Origin of the sequence: Pelagovum sp. HNIBRBA483 (assembly GCF_040931995.1) — a bacterium.
GTDB lineage: Bacteria > Pseudomonadota > Alphaproteobacteria > Rhodobacterales > Rhodobacteraceae > JAEPMR01.
This window is the reverse complement of record NZ_CP162412.1, coordinates 1,587,862-1,604,721: the sequence shown is the minus strand read 5'-3', so window position 1 is coordinate 1,604,721 and position 16,860 is coordinate 1,587,862. Positions and strand designations below refer to the sequence as shown.

The window sequence follows — 16,860 nt, the reverse complement described above, 5'->3', positions numbered from 1 at the left end:
GTTTCACACAGCTTTTTTACAACTATGGAGGTAACTCGATTTCAGAGCAAGGCCGCGTCGCGCTCATAAGAACCGCCACAGCTAAAGAAAACGGCCCACCATGTGGATGGCAGGCCGTAGTAGTTGTATACAGTCACGCGACCTTAAAGCGCGCCGACAAGCCCGTCTTCGGCACTCGTGGACAGTAGGTCAAACATATACTGCCCGACGGAGCGGAAGCAGATCACATGTATCGTTTCTTCACTGCTCATCCAGAATGCAGCCGCTGCCTGCGCCATACGAGTGCGCCGCAGCTCACCAGGGCCGAAGCTGTCGCGATGCATGTCCACAGGGGCGATCTTGGCGATCACCTCCCGTGCGCCAGCGCCTTCGACAGCGAAGAACGCGCGCGCATCAGATACATTCACCGCAAGGGAATGCGTTCCCGCAAGCGCATTTTCAAGCGCCGCAACAGCGGCATCCGCCTCACTGTAAGGCACCAGCAGCAACAACTCATCCGGCGACATCCACGCCACGCCCTTGCCGTCCGCATAGGCGATACCACGCGCCTTTGGCACTGCTTGGCCGGTCGCGGCCTTCACCGCACTTTTCAGCTTGGCTGCGGAAAGATCGCCCCGCAGGGTGATCATCCCCTGAAGGCCCGCATCACGCACACGGATCGAGGTGCCGCGCTCGGCGCCATTCATCACGCTTACCGCCTCAGACATTTTGCTTCTCCCCGTCCTTGTCGTAGAAGACCTGATCAACGATCCGCGCCTTGATGGTCGATCCATCAACCTTGCTAAACTCGATGACATCGCCCATCCGGTTAGGACCGTGGAGCACAAGCCCCATCGCGATGCCTTTGTTCAGCGTTGGCGAATGATAGGTCGATGTCACCCGCCCGATCACATTGCGCTGCCCGTTGGCATTCAGCCCCGGTGCCACGGCATAGGCGCCATCCGGCAAAACCGAGCCGTCAAGAGTTTCAAGGCCCACAAGCTTCCAACGGTTCGGATCGGCCATGTGGCTCCGCTCTTGCGCCCGTTTGCCAAGGAAATCCTCTTTCTTCTTGGAAATCGCCCAGTTCAGATTGAGGTCTTGCGGGATCACCGTACCGTCGGTTTCGTCACCGATCATGATAAAGCCCTTCTCGGCCCGCATGATATGTAGGCATTCAGTTCCATAAGGCATCACGCCATACTCTGCACCCGCCTCAAGCAACATGTCCCAGAACGCGCGGCCTTGGCTCGCAGGCACTGCAATCTCGTAGCTCAGCTCACCAGAGAACGAAATCCGGTAAACCCGTGCCTTGATGCCACCCAGCTCGCCATCGGCCCATTGCATGAACGGGATCGCCTCTTTCGAGACATCCATGTCACCTATCTTTTCCAGCACCTTGCGGGCGTTCGGACCAACAACCGCCACCTGCGCATACTGCTCGGTGACATTGGCAACGTAGACCTTCCAATCCCACCACTCGCATTGCAGCCAGTCTTCCATCCACGCATGGATACGATCCGCGCCACCAGTCGTGGTGTGGCAGAGCCAAGTATCTTCGTCGATCCGCGCAACGACGCCATCGTCAGAGAGGAAGCCGTTCTCGTTGCACATGAGGCCATAACGGCATTTGCCCACCGGCAAAGTGCTCATCATGTTGGTGTACATCATATCGAGGAACTTGCCGGCATCCGGCCCTTTGACGATCAGCTTACCAAGCGTCGATGCATCCAAAAGCCCGAGTTTCTCGCGGGTGTTGATCACCTCACGGTTCACCGCGTCATGCACGCTCTCGCCCGACCGGACGAAAGCATAAGGACGCCGCCAATGGCCCACCGGCTCGAAATCCGCACCGTTGGCTTCATGCCACTCATGCATCGGCGTCCGGCGGATCGGCTGGAACAACTCGTCGCGCGCTTCACCGGCAATCGCACCCATGGAGATCGGCGTGTAAGGTGGGCGGAACGTGGTCGTCCCTGTCTGCGGGATTGGTTGATCCAGTGCATCAGAAAGGATCGCCAAGCCATTGATGTTGCTCAGTTTACCCTGATCGGTCGCCATGCCTAAGGTGGTATAGCGCTTCGCGTGTTCAACGCTTTCGAAGCCTTCACGCGCCGCAAGCTGCACATCCGAGACTTTCACGTCGTTCTGGAAATCGAGCCAAGCCTTCATACGCAGCTTGATCGAAGCCCCCTGCGGCATCAGCCAAATGGCTTCCAGTGCAGCCTCATCGTTATCAGCCGCCACAGGCGCTTTACCCGCTTTAACCTTACCGCCAACAGCTTTCGCCGCTGCACGACCCGCTTCAAACGCGTCGGCTACGGCCTCTGTACTGCGTAGGTGACCGTTGGCGATCCCTGCGGTAATGACAAATGCCTCGCCTGCCGCACCTGTAGGTGGCTTCGCCGGATCAGGGCGGAACATGGCCTGTGCATCGTCCCAGATCAGCTTGCCACCGCAATGGGACCACAGATGCACCACTGGCGACCAGCCACCAGACATCGCAACACAATCACAGGCGATCTCGTCGAGCACACCGCCCTCACCAGCCTGCGCACAAATGGCAACGCCAGTCACGCGGCCCTTGCCCTTCACCTTGGCAACCGCCTTGCCGGTTTCGACACGAATGCCCAAACCGCGTGCTTCATCCATCAATGCACCTCCGCCACCTTGGCGCGCATCAATTATCGCAGGCACATCAAGCCCTGCCATCTTCAGCACGATTGCGGTGCGGTAGGCATCGTCGTTATTGGTGACAACGACCGTCCGGTCGCCAATCGAAACACCCCAGTTGACCACATAGTCGCGCACCGCACTCGCCAGCATCACGCCCGGCAAGTCGTTCCCAGCGAAGGAAAGCGGACGCTCAATCGCACCAGTGGCGGTAACGATCTGCTTCGTGCGAATGCGCCACAGGCGATGCCGTGGGCCTTTTTCATTCGGCAGGTGATCGCGCAGCCGCTCATAGGCGAGCAGATAGCCGTGATCATAAACACCAGCACCCATCAAACGGGTGCGGATTTCCACGTTCTCCATGCCTTGCAATGCTTCGACGGTAGCAGCCACCCAATCCTCGGCAGATTGCCCATCGATTTCCACACCATCGACAACTGCACGGCCACCCCAAGCAGCGGTCTGCTCCATAACGAGGACACGCGCGCCGGATTTGCCGGCTTCAAGCGCAGCCGTCAGGCCCGCAATGCCACCACCAATGACGACAACATCGTAGAAAGCATAGAAATGCTCATAGGTATCCGCATCACGGTCCTTCGGTGCTTTACCAAGGCCCGCAGACTGGCGGATGAACGGCTCATAAACATGCTTCCAGAACGGACGCGGAAACATGAACATCTTGTAGTAGAAGCCCGCCGGCAGAAAACGCGCCAGATAGGTGTTGATCGCACCGATATCGAACTCCAGCGTCGGCCAGTGGTTCTGGCTGGTAGCATAAAGCCCATCAAACAGCTCAGTAGTCGTGACCCGCTGGTTCGGCTCGAACTTGCCGCCCTGCCCGAGGTTCACCAAGGCGTTCGGCTCTTCCGCACCCGACGCAACGATGCCGCGCGGACGATGGTATTTGAACGACCGTCCCACAAGCATCTGGTCATTGGCCAGCAGCGCCGAGGCCAACGTGTCGCCCTCGTAGCCCTTCATCCGTTTGCCATTGAACTGGAACTCGACCGGCTTGTCCTTATTGACGAGACGGCCCCCGCTCGAAAGACGCGTGCTCATTGAAATTCCCTCCAGCTCCAACCGGGCCGTTTGGCCGTGATGGCATCCTTGATCTCTTGTGGCGGTTCGGTGCTCTGCGCGCTGTAAGTGCCAAAGACCTCAAGCGTGTTGGTATCCCGCGCAGCGAGGAACCACTTTCCGCAGCCGTACACATGGCGCCAGCGTTCGAAGTGAACGCCCTTGGGGTTCTCTCGCATGAAGAGGTATCCCTCGAACTCGTCGTCCGAGCTGCCCGGTCCATAGCGCTTCAGGTGCGCCTCGCTGCCCGGGTGCAGCTCTGTCTCGTCGGCAAGAACGCCGCAATAGGGGCATTTGAGTGTCAGCATATCCGTGCCTCCTTAGTGCGCAACGCCAGCGGCGACGCTTTCATCGATGAATTTCCCTTCACGGAAACGCCACATCGAAAATTCCTCGGCCAGCGGCCCCGGTTCGCCCTTGGCGATCAGTTCGGCCATCGCCCAGCCCGATCCCGGAATGGCCTTGAAGCCGCCTGTTCCCCAGCCGCAGTTGATGAATACGTTCTCAACCGGTGTTTTGGAGATGATCGGCGAACGGTCGCCGGTCATGTCGACGATCCCGCCCCATTGGCGCAGCATCTTCAACCGGCTGATCATCGGGAAGGTTTCGACCAGTGCGCGCACCGTTTCCTCGATATGATGGAACGATCCGCGCTGGGTGTAGTTATTATACCCGTCAGCACCGCCACCAATGACCATCTCGCCCTTATCGGATTGCGACATGTAGCCGTGAACCGTGTTGGCCATCACAACCACATCCATGCACGGCTTGATCGGCTCGCTCACCAGCGCCTGCAGCGCCACGGATTCGATCGGCAAGCGGAAGCCCGCCATATCGGCCAGCACCCCCGTATGCCCCGCAACAACGACACCGAGCTTGTCGCAGTCAATGTCCCCGCGGTTGGTGGTAACGCCCACAACCTTGCCACCTTCGCGGCGCACGGCAGTGACTTCGCATTTCTGGATCACGTCCATGCCCATATCAGAACATGCCCGCGCATAGCCCCACGCAACCGCATCGTGCCGCGCCGTTCCCGCACGGTCCTGCCACAGCGCACCCAGAACAGGATAGCGCGGCCCGTCAATGTTGATGATCGGCACCAGTTCCTTCACCCGCTGCGGGCTGATGAACTCGGTTTTCACGCCTTGCAACGCATTCGCGTGAGCGGTCCGCTGGTAGCCACGGATCTCGTGCTGGGTTTGCGCCAGCATCATGACGCCGCGCGGGCTATACATCACGTTGTAGTTCAGGTCTTGGCTCATCGTCTCGTAGAGCGAACGCGCCTTTTCATAGATCGCGGCTGACGGATCCTGCAAATAGTTCGAACGGATGATCGTGGTATTCCGGCCCGTGTTGCCGCCACCCAGCCAGCCCTTTTCGATGATCGCCACGTTGGTGATCCCGAAATTCTTGCCAAGGTAATAGGCCGTAGCCAAACCATGCCCGCCCGCACCAATGATGATGACGTCATATTTCTTCTTTGGTTCAGGGCTCGCCCAAGCGCGTTCCCATCCGCTGTGATATCTGAGCGCTTCACGCGCGACGGCAAATACGGAGTACTTTTTCATGACTGCCGAATCCCTCTTTCTGGCCCGGGGCGACTGCGTGTTCTAACTGGACCTTCGGCCCTTTTTCGTAACGACTGTCAACGCCACAATTCCGTGAGAATGCGACATGTCGTCAAAGTGACCGCAGCAGGGCTTTCAAAGCATCGCAACGCCCGCTAGGTAGGGTGAAATATTCGACGGAGACAATATGATTTTCTGGGCCACGGTCATCGCGCTTGCGCTGCTCACGACGCTCTACATCGCGTTACCATTGCTGCGCCGGCCACAGGCCGATACGGCGCCAAACGCCAACGCTGACGTGCTCCTTTACAAAGATCAGCTTGCCGAGGTTGAACGCGATCTTGCACGCGGTGTTCTGGCACCCGAAGAAGCCGAGCGCACCCGCACAGAAATTGCCCGCAGGCTCTTGGCCGCAGACCAAGCTGTCCCTGCTCCTCAAGGCACGGCGCCGCAAGGATTGTCGCGCGGAATAGTCGTCCTCGCCCTCCTCTGCACCCTTGCAGGTGGCGGCGCGCTCTACTGGCAACTCGGGGCACCCGGCTATCCCGATATTCCGCGCGCTGACAGGCTCGCGAATGCAGCCGAGATGCTCCGCGACCGCCCCACCCAAGCCGAAGCAGAGGCCGCCGTCCCCGATGCCGCCCGGCCCGCTATCGAGTTGCCCGATGACCAAACAGAAATCGTGACCCGTCTGCGCCAGATCGTGGCCGATAATCCTGACGAACTTCAAGGTTGGCATTATCTTTCATCGATCGAGCGCCGATTGGGTGATTTCGCCGCCGCAGCACGCGCCCAGAACGAGGTGATCCGCATCAAAGGCAACGCCACCACCACGGAAGAATTGGCCTATCTCGTGGATATGATGGTTGCCGCCGCCAACGGGGTCGTCTCGCTCGAAGCACAAGCCGTGTTGAACGAGATCGTCTCCCGCGAAAGCGACAGCATCGTTGCTGCATACTACATGGGCCAGCTCTACTCCCAAACCGACCGTCCCGATATCGCCTTCCGTCTCTGGCGTGATGTGGTCGAAAAGGGCGACGCAGAGAGCCTCCATGTGCGCCTCGCGCGGGGTCAGATCGAAGAAGCCGCCTTCAAGGCAGGCCTCGAATACACCCTGCCTCCCGAGCGTGGCCCCTCCGCCGCTGATATCGCCGCCGCTTCCGACATGAACGCCGAAGACCGCGACGCGATGATCCGTGGCATGGTCGCGCAGCTCTCTGACAGGCTCGCCAACGAGGGTGGACCCGCCAGCGATTGGGCGCGCCTGATCAACGCTTATGGCGTTTTGGGCGATACCGAACAGGCCGAGGCGATCTGGCTCGAGGCCCGCGGAGTATTTGGCACCTCCGAAGCCGCTATGGAAACACTCCGCGCCGCTGCCCAATCTGCCGGAGTGGCAGTCGAATGATCCATGAGGAGATCACCGATTTCCTCGACGCGCTGCCAAGCCACCGCGCGCTGGCTGGCCTGGACCTCGGTACAGTGACCATCGGCGTCGCGGTATCCGATTTATTTCTTTCCGTGGCGACCCCGCTCGAAACCATCAAACGCAAGAAATTCACGCTCGACGCGGAGAAGCTCCTCGCCATCCTTACCGCGCGTAACATTGGCGGCATCGTCCTCGGGCTGCCGCGCAATATGGACGGCACTGAAGGCGCGCGCTGTCAATCCACCCGCGCCTTCGCCCGCAACCTGACGCGGCTCACCGAAGTGCCGATTACCTATTGGGATGAACGCCTCTCCACCGTTGCAGCCGAACGGGCGCTCCTAGAGGCGGATACGACACGGAAACGTCGCGCAGAGGTGATCGACCATGTCGCCGCCGCGTATATCCTGCAAGGAGCACTCGACCGCATTCGTCATCTGAGGGCCGACCAGTGAGCACATCACAAAACACCGACCGCATCTGGGCACGCAAGGAAATAGACAGCCCTTGCGTCAAGATCTGCGTCATTCACCCTGCTGAACGGCTCTGCACCGGCTGCCTGCGCTCCATTGACGAGATCAGCCAATGGTCGCGGATGAGCACGGAAGAACGGCAGGCGATCATGGCCGAACTTCCAAGCCGCGCACCGCGCTTGCAAAAGCGCCGCGGCGGCCGCAGCGCACGCTTTCAAGGTCAGTAACAGCGCTCAGGGCGCGCGGAGCCAATCCCGCGTTTCTGGGATCAGGGGGCGGAAGTAGGCCACCATGCGTGGCGTTTTCCCACCGCCCGCGCCCCAAGGCGCAACCCCGTGGATACTCAGCCTATGCAAGATCACTGATTGCCCCGGCACCATCCGCACTTCGCGCGGTTCGCAAAGGTCAAACACCTCGCGCCGCGCCTCCTGATAAATCTCGGTGACGTCAATGTCGCCCCACATCGCCGGTGGCATCCCTGCAAAGGCGACCATGAACGCCTCGCGTATGATCTCATGGCTGCCTTCCCACACCACCAACGGTGCGTTAGGCACGTCGGTCAGCGGCAGGCCCAATACCCACGCATGCGGCTCTTTTAGGTACCGCCGGTTTTCCGGCCCCACCCGCAACAGCCCGTCCAGATGCGCCGCACAGCGCTCTCGCCGGAACCGATGCGCGGCGTCGCTCTCGTCGGGGTCTTGCTTCGGATACCCGGGATAAACCACCGACAACTGCGCCGGATGCAACGGCAATGTACTGATCTGGCCTTCCCACGGCCCTTTCAAGGGAACGCCGTCAATCGACCCGTCCGCTGCATTGGGCAGCGCGTCAACACCAACAAACCACGTCTCACCATGCCGCAGCCACTTCGCCCGTTGTTCAGGATCGGCCAAAACCCGCTTTCCGGCTGCCGCTGCGGCCTCCGCCCACGTCAGAACGCCCTGATCTTGTGGCAATACCGCGAAGCTTTGGCTCGACAGTGCATCTTCAATCCACTCTACCATCCAACGGCCTTCCGCATCATATTAAGCGAGACAAAGATCAAGAAAAACCCGAACGCCCTCCGCAGCCGTTTCGCATCCAACCGATGCGCCAACGTCGCGCCGTAGGGGGCGGTAATCAGCGTCATCGAGATCACGATCAGGAACGTCGGCACATTCACCGCGCCAACCGTCCACGGTGGCGCCGACGATGCATCGACCGGAACGAAAAGGAATGCCAACACCGATGGCACCGCAATCAGCGCGCCAAATCCCGCCGCCGTCGCAACCGCGCGGTGCATCGGTACCCCGTGCAGGCTCATCAGAGGAACGCCAAGCGATCCACCACCGATCCCCATCAGAACCGATAACAAGCCGATCACAGGCGCAATGATCATCCGCAAAACCCCACGCGGCATCTCGGTTCCCAACTGCCACCGCGTCCGACCGAAAATCAAGTAAAGCGCGACGCAAAAGGCCAAACCCGCAAAAATCAACTGCAAAACATCCGATTTCAGCCACGCGGCTACGGCAACACCCAGCACCGCTCCCAAAGCGATCCCCGCAGCCCAGCCGCGCAAAATGCCCCACTCCACAGCGCCGCGCTTGTGATGCGCCATCACAGACCGCGCCGATGTCACGATGATCGTCGCAAGCGAAGTCGCCAAACAGACCTGCATCAACATCGGGCCATCATAGCCAAGCGAAGTGAAGATATAGACAAACCCGGGCACCAGTACGATGCCGCCGCCAACACCCAGCATCCCAGCCAGCACACCGGCCACCGCGCCAAGTGCAAGGATCAGCAAAGCAGTTATGATCAATGTCATAGGCTCCATGACTCTCTCCCGCCCGCGCGCCGCTATCGCCCGCAACTCACCGGAATTTGGGACTTTCCGCAAGCGGCAAATTCAGCCCGTGACCCGCCCCAACGCTTCCCTCACGGTTGCGACACTGGCGCCGTCGCGGGTGCCCTGCTCGGACAGTACCCGCCGCCAGCCGCGTGCGCCGGGCCGCCCTGTGAACAGGCCAAGCATATGCCGTGTGATCTGGTGCAGGCGCCCACCGCTCTCCAAATGCGCCTCAATATAAGGCAGCATTTCCAGAACAACATCCTCGGCTGTCTTGGCGCTTCCTTCTGCGCCATACACAGCCTGATCCGCGCCCAATAGCACATCCGCCGGCGCATGGTAGGCCGCACGGCCCACCATCACCCCATCCATCCCCTGCTCCAAATGCGCCGTCACCTCGTCGAGCGACATCACCCCACCATTGATCGAGATATGCAAATGCGGAAACAGCGCTTTCATTTCATAAACGAGCGGATAATCCAGCGGTGGGATGTCCCTGTTTTCCTTAGGTGATAACCCCTGCAGCCACGCCTTACGCGCGTGGATCGAGATGCGCTCCACCCCTGCCGCTACCACCCGTGCGATAAACTCCGGCAAAACTTCTTCCGGTTCCTGCTCATCCACACCAATGCGGCATTTCACCGTCACATCCACCGGAGACACATCCCGCATCGCCGCGACGCACTCGGCCACGCGTCCGGGGTCTTTCATCAGCACCGCCCCGAACGTCCCCGATTGCACGCGGTCCGATGGGCAGCCGCAATTCAGGTTGTACTCATCATAGCCGAATTCCGTCGCGATCCGCACCGCCGCCGCAAGCTCATCGGGGTCAGAGCCGCCAAGCTGAAGCGCAAGAGGGTGCTCACGCGCATCATGCGCCAACAGCCGCGCATGATCGCCCCGCACAATCGCCGGAGCCGTGACCATCTCGGTATAAAGCAACGCTTTCGCGCTCATCAGACGATGGAAATACCGGCAATGGCGATCCGTCCAATCCATCATTGGCGCGACCGATAGGCGAGAGGCGCGGGCAGCAATCTGGCTTGGCAAAGGAGCGTCCCCCCTCTTCATCACGGTGTATGATAGCGGTGTTGGTCTGTTTCGCTGCAGGCTATACATAGACGTGCGCGTGGTGAAAACCACCACCTTACCTCATTCACCCAATTTGTGGATCAAACAGCTCGGCCCGCGCCAGCAACCCTTCCGCAATCTGCCGCCGCAAGCGGCGCAGTCGTGGCGCGTGCGCAAGCTCCTGATGACTGATCACCCAAATCGGCACTTTTGGCAACGACGCAGCTCCCGCCATATCCATCTGCCGCAATCGCGCATCGCCCTCCCCAAGGATTGCCGGCAGCACAACGCGGCCCATCCCTGCCGCCGCCATTTCCCGCATGACGATAAAACTGTCCGCACCAGAGCGCACCGGCAAGCCATCGTCGCGCGCTTCGATCCATCCGGAAACCGCCGAGCGGGTCAACGCCCCCGTCGGCGCAAGCCAGACCTCCCGCGCTCTCTCGCATGCTTCATAAACTGCAAAAGCCATCTGCCCCGCAGGCTCTCCGATCAGGTTCTCTCCTAGTTTTATCGTCGGGCGCACACTGATATCCGCATGCATTCGCGAAAGGTCGATATGCAGGTTGTTGGATTGCAGATCGACGCTCAACTCCGGTTCCCGTGCGGTGATCTCCGCGATCACCTCGGGCAGCACATATTGGCAGAACGTATCGGTCGAGGTCACGCGCACCCGCCCCGTTAGCCGCGCCTCATGCCCCTTCAGTAGCGCATTGACCGCGCCAATGGCGCCCTCGGCCTCACGCATGGCGTCAATAATGGCAAGTTGATCAGGGATGATCCTGTAACCCTGTGCTGTCCGGTCAAAGAGGATTTGCCCCGCAGCCTCCTCCACCGCACCGACCCGCCGCAGCACGGTCGCATGGTTGACCCCCATGAGTTTTGCTGCCGCGCTGACCGATCCTGCATCCACCACGGCGAGCACAAAGCGCAAGTCATCCCAATTCAGCTTGTGCATAATTTAGGAGCCTTCGTGCAATAATGGTGACTTCCTTTTAATATGCTCACAGCTCACCTTTGTCACATGAGAAATTCAGGAGGTATGACAATGGCCAAAGTTCTCAGAAATCTTTGTTTGGCGCTCGCGCTTGCTGCTCCTGCCGGTGTCGCTGTGGCGGAAAGCCATATCGATCCCGCGATTCAGGGCGCGATCACCGCGCGCCAGTCCCATATGCGTCTCTACGCGCATAACCTCGGCATTGTCGGCGCAATGGCACAGGGCAACGCGGAATATGACGCAGAACGCGCCAGCGCCGCCGCATCAAATATCTTGGCACTTAGCCAGCTGATGCAAGGCAGCTACTGGGCACCAGGCTCCGATAACGCTTCCGTCGAAGGCACCCGCGCCTTGCCTGCGATCTGGGCCAACATCCCCGATGTCATAGAAAAAGCCGAGGCCCTCACTGCCGCTGCCGAAGGCTTGGCCGCGAATGCGGGCACCGATCTGGCCTCGCTTCAAAGCGCACTCGGCGCTGTTGGCGGTGCTTGCGGCGCATGTCACAGGGCATATCGCCAGTCCAACTAGCGCAATGACGCCGCAAAGAGCCTTCATTGCAGGGTTTTTCGTCCTTGCGCTCATGATTGTCAGCGGGTTCGCTGCTTTGACAAATGCGCGTGAGCTGCCGGCGGGGTATCTCGCCGGCTTGCAAGGCGACGCCAAGCGCGGCGAATATATCTTTGCGGCTGCGGGCTGCGCGTCCTGCCACCTCGCGCCCGAGGCCGATTGGGCCGCTGGCAGCCTCCCCGCCTTGCCGGGCGGGCGGCGTTTCCCTTCGCCGTTCGGAACCTTCATCGCACCCAACATCTCAACAGACACAACTGCCGGCATCGGGGCGTGGAGCGATCGCGACATTGTCCGCGCCATCACGCTTGGCGCGTCGCCTGAAGGCAGCCATTATTACCCCGCCTTCCCCTATGCCAGCTTCCAGCGCGCCGCGTCGAGCGATATAGCGGACCTGATCGCCTATCTGCGCACCCTGCCCGCTGTCTCCTCCACGCCACCGCCGCATGAGGTAGGTTTCCCATTCAATATCCGCCGGACGCTGGCCTTCTGGAAGGCACTGTTCACCAACCCCGCGCCCGTCTTACCCGATCCACTACCTGATGACATCGCCCGTGGCCGCTATCTGGTCGAGGCCCTAGGTCATTGTGGTGAATGCCATACCCCCCGCAACGCGCTCGGCGGCCTTAAACGCACCGCATGGCTCGGCGGCGCGCCCCATCCCTCCGGCGAAGGGCGCATTCCCAATATCACCAGCGCCAGCCTGAACTGGAGCATCGAAGAAATCGCAGCCTATCTGCAATCGGGCTTCACGCCGGAATTCGATGTTGCTGGCGGTAAGATGATAGAGGTTATCGCCAATACATCACGCCTGAGCGACGATGACCGCATGGCCATCGCCCGATACCTCAAAGCCGTACCGCCGGTGGAGTAAAGATTAATTCGCAGCCATCTTTGCCAGCCGCGCCTCCCGCAACCGGGCAAAATCATCGCCCGCGTGATAGCTGGAGCGCGTCAGCGGCGTGGCCGAAACCATGAGGAAACCTTTACCATAGGCAGCTTTCTCATAGGCTTTGAACTCATCTGGCGTCACAAAGCGATCAACCCTGTGATGCTTCGACGTCGGCTGCAAATATTGCCCGATGGTCAGAAAATCCACATCGGCCGCACGCATGTCGTCCATCACCTGTGTCACGCCTTGCCTGTCCTCACCCAATCCGACCATGATGCCGGATTTGGTGAACATCGTCGGGTCGATCTCCTTGACCCGCTGCAATAGCCGCAATGAATGGAAATACCGTGCGCCAGGGCGTACTTCTGGGTAAAGACCCGGAACCGTCTCAAGATTGTGGTTAAATACGTCCGGCTTTGCCGCGACCACGGTTTCAAGCACCGACGGATCACATTTCAAAAAGTCCGGCGTCAGGATTTCGATGGTCGTCTCGGGGCTCTGGTGACGCACCGCGCGGATCGTCTGGGCGAAATGTTCCGCCCCGCCGTCATCAACGTCGTCACGATCAACTGATGTGATGACCACATGTTTCAGCCCAAGTTTCTTGACCGCATCGGCGACCCGCCCCGGCTCGAACGCATCAAGCGCCTGCGGGCGTCCGGTCGCCACATTGCAGAAGGTACAGCCACGGGTGCAGATCTCCCCCATGATCATCATCGTGGCATGACCCTGCGACCAGCATTCGCCCACATTCGGGCAGCCCGCTTCCTCGCACACGGTGACAAGCTTATTGTCCCGCATAATGTCCCGCGTGGCCTTATATCCGGCGGATGTCGGCGCCTTCACGCGTATCCAGTCCGGCTTTCGCGGCTGGGCGTTGTCGGGCCGATGGGCCTTTTCGGGGTGACGCTGTTCGGGGATTTTCAGATCGCGCGACGCCATCGATATGCCTTTCCTCCTGCTGGCTGGCTTTCATCTATCGCTCTGGTGGCCAGTTGTCCAACGCTGTTGCTTCGGTGCATGGCAGGATTGCGCCGCTTGCAAGCGTCCTGTCCTAGCCAATCAACGGCCCAAACCGCCCGTACTGCGCCTCATAATGACGGTGAAGCCGGTCCAGTGCGATGCGCAAAACGATCTTTCCCGAGCGCGCCGCCCATCCCAATTCCCGTTCCGCCTGCTCAAGCCCATCCAGATAACAGCAACATCGCAGTGCAACCTCGCCCAACCCCATGCCCAAATCCGCCAACCCTGCCGCCACCCGCTCTCCGGCCGCGCGGGCTTGGCTGCCGCTAACCCAATCCCCAAATGGCGCTCCTTGCAAACAAGCTTCCCAGTCAATCTCCGCAGTGCTTGCCCGCTCCGCCAACTCGTAATCCTGCCGCAACCGCTCACCAGCATCGACCATTTCGCGGGTAAGAAACCGCTGGCCGCCCTTGTCGCGCCGCCGCGCCAGACCCAATAGCGGCGTTTCGCCCGCTGCAATCCGCGCCTGCCGATCCTTCCAGACCGCTTCATGCGCCACAGGCTCCCAATCCCCATCCAGAGCATATCCAGCCGGTGCCTCCCGCAGTCCTTGACCGTCATCATATCCGACAGCACGATAACGAAGCGATTTCTTCGGCTTTCCGGCATTGATCCCGTTCAGCGCGGTCCGTCCCGCGTTAGTGATCTTGTAGCGCATCACAGGCGCGTCACCGCCTGCGCTAACGATCCATTCCCGCAGCGCCATCGCTTGCACGATATCACGCGATACTCTTTCGAGCGTTTCAGTGGTGCCATCCGGCGCATTACGAATAACCACCGCCGTCTCTAGCTGGCGACCCGCCACCAGCACCGCCGAAGGCACCGCAAGCGCTTCCAAAACGCCCCCGCCAAGCCGCAGAACCTCCCTTTCCGAAACATCCAGCGCGGCGCGACCCTGCGCAGGAGAACAACCAAAACTCACATGTTTCATCTCGCAGTACTCCTGTTTGTTTCCAGCCCCAACAACCCCCGATGACAACTGCCGCAGAGCGTCATCCACCAGCGGATCATCGCGACGGCTCTCGAAACGGCGCACTTGTCGCAAGACGGTCGAAGCGTGGCATTGACGCGCCCGCGCCAGCGCACGGATCGACAGTCCCCGCTCCGTATGAGCGATATAATTTTGTGCTGCGACCGGCACCCAGTCAGGAAAAGTGATGTCGCACCCATCACTGTGGATGGTAGCCATCGTAGCTCCTTTGGTTCGATTTCCCACGGCAGTGCCCGCGCACCCGCCTCACCGTTAACCAAACTGAAGGGAGTTTCTTACCCAAGCGTTAAGGCACATGGTCACTCTCTTCAGAATTGTTTCCAAAAGATAAACAATTCTAAGCCCATCGCACGGTTCCTCCCGACCCGCGCAACGCCCCTGTAACCGGGTGTAGGCTTTCCCACTGTACAAAAGGAGGAACGCCAAATGAGCGACACAATCCACAAACTCACCGCCCTGCGCCGCCCACGCCTGCTGATCGAAACCGCGCGCGCCGGTCTGGCGCGTTACCGTACCGGCGCCGCGGCGCAAACGATCCTATCCCACCCCGGTTTGCGGGCGGATGACGCCTTAGCGAAGCTTTTCGATCTTGAGGACAGCCTGAATCAAAAACGCCGCCAGAAGTCGCCGGAATATGATGTTAAACATCACATCGGCCTTCTGACGGCGATTATGGGCGAAGCGGCGGCCCTTGCCCCCGCATCCCGAAGCCAGATTACATAAAGCTATCCGGCTCCGCTGCTTTCTTGTTGATCACATAGGCGTTGAGCGCCTCTTCGATCGCAGGATCCATGGCTGGCTTCTGATAGGTGTCGAGCAGTTTCTGCACCCGAATGCTGGCCAGCGCCTGCGTATCCCGCGCTCCTTCCTCGTCCCAAGTCTCGAAGGGCTTGTAGTCGAGAAGATCACTGCGCCAGAACGCCGATTTGAAGTTCGCCTGCGTGTGCGCACATCCAAGGTAATGCCCACCCGGGCCAACCTCGCGGATCGCATCCATCGCCTGCCCGTTCTCATCGACCGAGACACCCTTTGCCAGATGGTGCAAAACGCCCAACTGATCCGCATCCATCACGAACTTCTCGAAGGACGAAACAAGGCCACCTTCCAGCCAGCCACAGGAGTGGAGCATGAAGTTCACGCCGGCCATCAGGCCCGCATTCAGGCTGTTTGCCGTCTCGTAGGCCGCCTGTGCGTCAGGCAATTTCGAACCGTTGAACGAACCGGCCGAGCGATATGGCAGGCCAAGGCGGCGGAACAGCTGCCCGCAGCCATAGGTGATATGCGCCGCTTCAGGTGTGCCGAAGGTCGGCGCGCCAGAGTTCATGTCGATCGAGGTCACGAAGGTTCCCGCAATCACCGGCGCGCCCTTACGGATGATTTGGCTATACGCAACACCTGCCAGAACTTCCGCCAGAACCTGCGTCAACGTACCCGCCACCGAAACCGGCGCCATCGCGCCACCGACGATGAACGGCGAAATGATCGCGGCCTGATTGTTCCGCGCATAAACTTCCAGCGCGCCCATCATGATGCTGTCAAAGGTCAACGGCGAGTTGATGTTGATCAGCGAGGTCATGACCGTGTTTTGCTGAACGAACTCTTCGCCAAACAGAATGCCCGCCATATCAACCGAATCCTGCGCACGGCTTGGCTCTGTCACCGATCCCATGAAGGGCTTGTCCGAAAGCGTCATATGCGCAAGCAGCATATCAAGATGGCGCTTATTGACCGGAATATCGGTCGGTTCGCAAACCGTGCCGCCCGAATGGTGCAGCCACTTCGACATATAGCCGAGCTTCACGAATTTGCGGAAATCTTCCATCGTCGCATAGCGGCGGCCACCGTCAGCGTCGCGGACAAAGGGCGGGCCATAAACAGGCGCCAGCACAAGGTTGCGCCCGCCAATAACCACAGAGCGCTCCGGATTACGCGCATATTGCGTGAATTCGCTCGGCGCAGTCTTGCACAGCTCGCGTGCCAGCCCGCGCGGGATGCGTACCCGTTCGCCCTCAACAGTGGCGCCCGCGTCCTTCCAGCGCTCCAATGCGTCAGGATTATCAACAAAGTTAACACCGACCTCTTCAAGAATTGTCTCGGCGTTGTACTCGATGATCTCGAGCGCCTCTTCATTGAGGATCTCGAAGTTCGGTATGTTACGTTCGATGAATTTTGCGGTTTCCACGCTTACGGCCGTGCGTTCGGCCCTCCGCGCGGCACCGCCGCCCCCGCGCCCGCGACGTCCTGCCCGTGCTGCAACATCCGACATGCCCAAAGCCCTCCTTAGGTGTTTGGCAT

At 60.0% G+C, this 16,860-nt stretch carries 17 protein-coding genes; 6 read left to right on the top strand and 11 right to left on the bottom strand.

Annotated elements, in window-relative coordinates; genetic code table 11:
* Nucleotides 1–143 precede the first annotated feature (143 nt).
* From AB1E42_RS07960 to AB1E42_RS07945, 4 genes are read right to left on the bottom strand one after another with little or no spacing between them, the layout of a single operon-like run.
* Nucleotides 144–707, bottom strand: a complete 564-nt coding sequence (locus AB1E42_RS07960; RefSeq protein WP_368343719.1) for a sarcosine oxidase subunit gamma — start codon at nucleotides 705–707, stop codon at nucleotides 144–146.
* On the bottom strand, nucleotides 700–3,711 hold the full coding sequence (locus AB1E42_RS07955) for a sarcosine oxidase subunit alpha family protein (RefSeq protein ID WP_368343718.1): 3,012 nt from the start codon (nucleotides 3,709–3,711) through the stop codon (nucleotides 700–702). Before AB1E42_RS07955 ends, AB1E42_RS07960 begins: the two co-directional genes overlap by 8 nt.
* Complete coding sequence (locus AB1E42_RS07950; RefSeq protein WP_368343717.1) at nucleotides 3,708–4,037, bottom strand: sarcosine oxidase subunit delta; 330 nt, start codon at nucleotides 4,035–4,037, stop codon at nucleotides 3,708–3,710. The genes AB1E42_RS07955 and AB1E42_RS07950 overlap by 4 nt, the downstream gene beginning before the upstream one ends.
* 12 nt (nucleotides 4,038–4,049) lie before the next feature.
* The gene (locus tag AB1E42_RS07945; protein ID WP_368343716.1) at nucleotides 4,050–5,297 is read right to left on the bottom strand and encodes a sarcosine oxidase subunit beta family protein; all 1,248 of its coding nucleotides are present in this window, start codon (nucleotides 5,295–5,297) and stop codon (nucleotides 4,050–4,052) included.
* Nucleotides 5,298–5,484: 187 nt separating this feature from the next.
* On the opposite strand from AB1E42_RS07945, the gene ccmI reads away from it, so the two are divergent.
* From ccmI to AB1E42_RS07930, 3 genes are read left to right on the top strand one after another with little or no spacing between them, the layout of a single operon-like run.
* Nucleotides 5,485–6,705 (top strand): c-type cytochrome biogenesis protein CcmI, encoded by a 1,221-nt coding sequence (gene ccmI, locus AB1E42_RS07940; protein ID WP_368343715.1) that lies wholly within the window; start codon nucleotides 5,485–5,487, stop codon nucleotides 6,703–6,705.
* Complete coding sequence (gene ruvX / locus AB1E42_RS07935; RefSeq protein ID WP_368343714.1) at nucleotides 6,702–7,178, top strand: Holliday junction resolvase RuvX; 477 nt, start codon at nucleotides 6,702–6,704, stop codon at nucleotides 7,176–7,178. The genes ccmI and ruvX overlap by 4 nt, the downstream gene beginning before the upstream one ends.
* On the top strand, nucleotides 7,175–7,423 hold the full coding sequence (locus AB1E42_RS07930; protein ID WP_368343713.1) for a DUF1289 domain-containing protein: 249 nt from the start codon (nucleotides 7,175–7,177) through the stop codon (nucleotides 7,421–7,423). The genes ruvX and AB1E42_RS07930 overlap by 4 nt, the downstream gene beginning before the upstream one ends.
* Nucleotides 7,424–7,429: 6 nt before the next feature.
* On the opposite strand, the gene AB1E42_RS07925 is transcribed toward AB1E42_RS07930, so the two are convergent.
* From AB1E42_RS07925 to AB1E42_RS07910, 4 genes are all read right to left on the bottom strand, one after another.
* Complete coding sequence (locus AB1E42_RS07925) at nucleotides 7,430–8,200, bottom strand: hypothetical protein (protein WP_368343712.1); 771 nt, start codon at nucleotides 8,198–8,200, stop codon at nucleotides 7,430–7,432.
* Nucleotides 8,194–9,015 carry a sulfite exporter TauE/SafE family protein gene (locus AB1E42_RS07920; RefSeq protein WP_368343711.1) on the bottom strand — a complete coding sequence of 274 codons (822 nt, stop codon included), beginning with the start codon at nucleotides 9,013–9,015 and terminating at the stop codon, nucleotides 8,194–8,196. The genes AB1E42_RS07925 and AB1E42_RS07920 overlap by 7 nt, the downstream gene beginning before the upstream one ends.
* Before the next feature lie 72 nt (nucleotides 9,016–9,087).
* Entirely contained in the window at nucleotides 9,088–10,029 is a 942-nt protein-coding gene (dusA, locus tag AB1E42_RS07915; RefSeq protein WP_368343710.1) for a tRNA dihydrouridine(20/20a) synthase DusA, read from the bottom strand.
* Nucleotides 10,030–10,183: 154 nt separating this feature from the next.
* A complete protein-coding gene (locus AB1E42_RS07910; RefSeq protein ID WP_368343709.1) occupies nucleotides 10,184–11,056 on the bottom strand; it encodes a LysR family transcriptional regulator in 873 nt (290 codons plus the stop codon).
* A 90-nt stretch (nucleotides 11,057–11,146) separates the two neighbouring features.
* On the opposite strand from AB1E42_RS07910, the gene AB1E42_RS07905 reads away from it, so the two are divergent.
* Nucleotides 11,147–11,623 (top strand): cytochrome c, encoded by a 477-nt coding sequence (locus AB1E42_RS07905; RefSeq protein ID WP_368343708.1) that lies wholly within the window; start codon nucleotides 11,147–11,149, stop codon nucleotides 11,621–11,623.
* 76 nt (nucleotides 11,624–11,699) lie between these two features.
* Nucleotides 11,700–12,533, top strand: coding sequence for a cytochrome c family protein (locus AB1E42_RS07900; RefSeq protein WP_368343707.1), 834 nt, complete (start codon nucleotides 11,700–11,702; stop codon nucleotides 12,531–12,533).
* A 3-nt stretch (nucleotides 12,534–12,536) separates the two neighbouring features.
* Here AB1E42_RS07900 and lipA read toward each other — a convergent pair whose 3' ends face one another.
* Complete coding sequence (gene lipA, locus AB1E42_RS07895; protein WP_368343706.1) at nucleotides 12,537–13,493, bottom strand: lipoyl synthase; 957 nt, start codon at nucleotides 13,491–13,493, stop codon at nucleotides 12,537–12,539.
* A 112-nt stretch (nucleotides 13,494–13,605) separates the two neighbouring features.
* Nucleotides 13,606–14,763 carry a DUF6456 domain-containing protein gene (locus AB1E42_RS07890; RefSeq protein WP_368343705.1) on the bottom strand — a complete coding sequence of 386 codons (1,158 nt, stop codon included), beginning with the start codon at nucleotides 14,761–14,763 and terminating at the stop codon, nucleotides 13,606–13,608.
* Between the two features lie 228 nt (nucleotides 14,764–14,991).
* On the opposite strand from AB1E42_RS07890, the gene AB1E42_RS07885 reads away from it, so the two are divergent.
* Nucleotides 14,992–15,288, top strand: coding sequence for a DUF6477 family protein (locus tag AB1E42_RS07885; RefSeq protein ID WP_368343704.1), 297 nt, complete (start codon nucleotides 14,992–14,994; stop codon nucleotides 15,286–15,288).
* Here AB1E42_RS07885 and AB1E42_RS07880 read toward each other — a convergent pair.
* Nucleotides 15,281–16,831, bottom strand: a complete 1,551-nt coding sequence (locus AB1E42_RS07880) for a trimethylamine methyltransferase family protein (RefSeq protein ID WP_368343703.1) — start codon at nucleotides 16,829–16,831, stop codon at nucleotides 15,281–15,283. The genes AB1E42_RS07885 and AB1E42_RS07880 overlap by 8 nt on opposite strands.
* Nucleotides 16,832–16,860 lie beyond the last annotated feature (29 nt).